5 protein-coding genes are annotated in these 3,439 nt (G+C 35.7%); 4 read left to right on the forward strand and 1 reads right to left on the reverse strand.

Going from position 1 to position 3,439, the window contains the following annotated elements:
- Nucleotides 1-437: 437 nt before the first annotated feature.
- A complete protein-coding gene (locus tag AC1DUW_RS23810) occupies nt 438-848 on the reverse strand; it encodes a hypothetical protein (protein ID WP_477643621.1) in 411 nt (136 codons plus the stop codon).
- Between the two features lie 514 nt (nt 849-1,362).
- Between AC1DUW_RS23810 and AC1DUW_RS23815 the strand changes: the two genes are divergently transcribed.
- The 4 genes from AC1DUW_RS23815 to AC1DUW_RS23830 all read left to right on the forward strand — a co-directional run.
- Nucleotides 1,363-1,611 (forward strand): hypothetical protein, encoded by a 249-nt coding sequence (locus AC1DUW_RS23815; protein WP_053345966.1) that lies wholly within the window; start codon nt 1,363-1,365, stop codon nt 1,609-1,611.
- A gap of 374 nt (nt 1,612-1,985) precedes the next feature.
- Entirely contained in the window at nt 1,986-2,414 is a 429-nt protein-coding gene (locus AC1DUW_RS23820) for a YwqH-like family protein (protein ID WP_053345967.1), read from the forward strand.
- Entirely contained in the window at nt 2,414-2,704 is a 291-nt protein-coding gene (locus AC1DUW_RS23825; RefSeq protein ID WP_477643622.1) for a YwqI/YxiC family protein, read from the forward strand. Before AC1DUW_RS23820 ends, AC1DUW_RS23825 begins: the two co-directional genes overlap by 1 nt.
- A partial coding sequence (locus tag AC1DUW_RS23830; RefSeq protein ID WP_477643623.1) for a T7SS effector LXG polymorphic toxin occupies nt 2,701-3,439 on the forward strand: 739 nt, incomplete at its 3' end. The genes AC1DUW_RS23825 and AC1DUW_RS23830, both read left to right, overlap by 4 nt.

The following is a 3,439-nucleotide window of genomic DNA, read 5'->3' on the forward strand; positions in this document are numbered from 1 at the left end:
TCGTTATTACAAAGGGATTCTCCATATACAGGTCCAAGAGCGCTTTTTACATCGGAAAATAGTAAACAAAGTATTTGTATATTTAGATATCTTGAAGTAGAGTATATTTAATATATATAATTTTAAATGGTTTTCCGATGGAGGTTCTTTTTCGATATGAAGGCAAGATATGAACTCGAAAACATGAACTTAACACTTAGCAATGTTACTTTACGCAATGCAGCTGACAGTTATGTTCTTTTGAATCAAAGTAAATCTGGAATTCTGAGATTGTAAAATCTATTTCCACACATAATGCCAGCTCCTCTGTAACTTCTCCCTTTTTCTATTCTAAGATATGCTACAGAGAAAGTTCTCATTATAACCTCTTATATAACTCCAAATGCTAAATTCCGATAAACTAGCGTAAGTAATGTTAAGAGCAAGGTGATCTCTTGTTATCTTTTTTTTGATTGTTTGAAGAATTTTTTTATCAATAAATACAGTGAGGAAATTGCAGCAAAAACTAAGAAAAATACGATGAAGCCCCAGAGGCCTACTGCAGCATCTTGAAATTCCATATTTCCTCTACTAGTTAGAGCTTGTTGTATTTCAATTGCAAATACTAAGACAACCATGACAGTAAAGGTATATAGGAAAGAAAGAATGGTAATCCCAAAACGCATCCGGGATATTAAATTAGATAAAAATAACACAAACAAAAATATAATAATTCCTATAATCCCCATTATCCAAAAATGTAGATCTTTGTCCGTTGCATTTGAATTTAGAGTGTCGCTTACAAATAATAGTATAAAATMGTGAATATTGTTTACGATTTCCGCTAATATCTGGATGAATTCTTTCATGAATAACACCTCCAATCCCTAAATTATAGCAGGTTATAATTTTATATAGAAGGGATAAGTTATTAGGTTTATTCTGCATCATTTTACATAGATGTCATAGAAAATATAGCTAGTCAGATTGAGAAGGAAGGATAGTTTAAATGAATTCAATCGTTTAACGATTAAGCTAACACACTCATTAATATCGAGTGAGTTTTTTTTGTTTTACAGTTATTTTTAGCTCAGCACAATGGTCGATCTTTTTTAGGGCAAAACTAGGAAACATTGCCGGTGGCTATACAACATTCGATACATAGAAAAGATAAAGATCAAGTAGAAAATGAAAATAACAATTTTAGCCTTGATTGGATTGATTGGCTTTTTTATTAATAAGTGTTTAAAATAACAAAGAGCTAAATTAGTGAGTACGAGCCTAATTATGTTCTAGTAACAACAGGTATATTGGATTATTATTATAAGTTAGGTTATTAACAATACGTAAAGGCTATTTGATTTATCTGATGGAGGAAAAAGTATGCAAAATGAACATAATCACATGTTAACAATAATTGATTTTATGAAAACTGGACACAAAACTTACTTTGTGAAAATAGTAGGTTTTGATGCTGATGCTGGAAGGGAATTTGAAGGTGAAATCAAATTTGTCCAGAATATGCCTTTTGGAGATTTGATTCACCCTCAAAGATCACATTTATCTTCTACTTGCAGAGAATTTGTCCGTGAAAATTTGATAAACAGATATGATTCAGGTCAATTTAACTGAATTAAGGAAACTACGAGTTCTATTTGAATGAATATCTCCTTGTTTGTTCATAGTTTACCTAGCTTTTCAATATGTCTGATAATAAATTTACTAGAACTTGTAAGACATCATATTCTAAGATAATTTTGTGTTTCAGTAGAGGATGCATCTTTCCATTCCTTAGTTGATGAAGTGTTTTTTTGCTGTTTAATTTTGGTAAAAAACAGGGTATAAAGAATTTGTTGTACCTAAATATAATTATGTCAATTTTCTCTGTTTACAGACAAAATAGCATATTTTTCCCTATTTAACTCTCAGACTTTAATCCTTATAATAGAAAATATGAAAAATATGACAGTTATAATAGAAATATACTATTTTTGAGGTGAGACTTTATGGTATACGCAGACATATTGAGTAACATGCACTCTGCTATCTCCAGTAAAATAGCTAGTTTAGACGAAAAAATTGAACGTTTAGTGAAAGCGAAAGACGGTATTATAAAAGAACAAAGTATGTGTCTTAACGAGATTAGAAATATTAAAAATCCGGAGCTGGGTAGTAGTTGGACAGGAAGCCGCTCAGATGATTTCCAGGAAGCCCGTGGTGATGCTTATAATGTGATGTTTAGCATCATCCATGACGACTATGACGACTATCAATGGAAAATCGAAGCGATGATTACAAAGCTAAATGCGGAGAAAACTCTTATGAATATAGCTGGAAATATAGCCCAAGAAGCCGATCACCTTTTAGACAAAGGTGAGGAGGCACTTGGGCAGCTGGAAAGTAAAATATCAGATTTAAAAAGGCGGTTGATTTAATGGCGACAATCAAACTGAATCATCCTGCCGTAACAAAGCAAGTTAATCAGGTAAAGACTGCTCTTGGTACAGTAACGCTTGGAAATCTGCCGGCCGACGATCTTGGGAACAATAAGCTTGAATTTACCTCAAAGTGGATCGACCGTGAAGTAAACCTCGAAAAAGTATTTGAGCGATATATCAAAATCGTTCAAAAAAATGTGGAAGATACCCAGGCGAACATTGATCTATTGAAAGAACAGGACGTTGCCATCACCCATTCGTCTACACATGGGTTTCAGCCGCGATGAAAATATATGAAGCCAAGTCATTGACGGCCGCAACCAAGTCGCGTGCCAAGCAATATGAAGAACTAAAGAAGGAAGTCGCTGCCCTGAAAAAGGAATTTCAGGGTATCGTCGGCCTGGATCACGAGTTTCAAGGCGCCGGGGCCGCGGCCATCAAAAGCTTCTATGAAGCACAAATCGATGTGGCGGACGCCTGGATCGAATTATTCACTACCCAGATCAGTTTTTTTGAAGGTATTCCTGCCAGTCTGGAAAAAGCAGACCTTTCCGGAAATACGGTGGTTGAGGTTCCCTTTTTAGATGGCGAAGTTTCGAATGGCATTAATCAAGCGAAGTCGCTTGTCGATGACCAAGCGAGTGATCTTCAAAGGATCCTGAACAGCATTGACGATATCCTTCCTCTTCATATGTTCGACCAAAAAGACTTTAATGAAAAAATCACGCTGGCCGGACAAAGACTGGATGACACCATGACAAAGGTCGAAAATGTCGACCGGCAATTGGTGGAGGAATATGATGTCTCCGTCGGGCAGGAAAACGTGACTGTTGGCCTTTTCCGTGCCTTGCTTGATGCCACGAAACAGGATGGCAGCGTTTCGCCTATGACTTTTAACCAATCGGCTTTTAAGAATAGTGACGTCTATCAAGTGAAGGATGAATTCGCCGGTCAGATGAAAGACTATCAGACCTTCAAAAAGCAACAAGCSGAAGCCAAGGAAATCGAACGTGAAATGGAAG

The sequence above is a fragment of the Peribacillus sp. P4_C12 genome, from assembly GCF_056402095.1.